The 255-nt window shown below is 53.3% G+C and carries 1 rRNA gene; it reads right to left on the bottom strand.

The features are described 5' to 3' along the window. A 23S ribosomal RNA gene (locus AC6EMZ_RS23390) occupies nucleotides 1-255 on the bottom strand; the annotation flags it as partial.

Here is a 255-nt window from a genome sequence, read left to right as displayed (position 1 = left end):
CTTTTCGCCTTTCCCTCACGGTACTGGTTCACTATCGGTCAGTCAGGAGTATTTAGCCTTGGAGGATGGTCCCCCCATATTCAGACAGGATACCACGTGTCCCGCCCTACTCTTCGAACTCACAATGCATGCATTTTTGTGTACGGGAGTATCACCCTGTACCCTGCGACTTTCCAGACGCTTCCACTAACACATACGCTGATTCAGGTTCTGGGCTGTTCCCCGTTCGCTCGCCGCTACTGGGGGAATCTCGGT

The organism is Enterobacter sp. SCRI0065 (genome assembly GCF_059766475.1).
The sequence above is the reverse complement of the archived record's forward strand: the minus strand, read 5'-3'. Positions and strand labels throughout refer to the sequence as shown.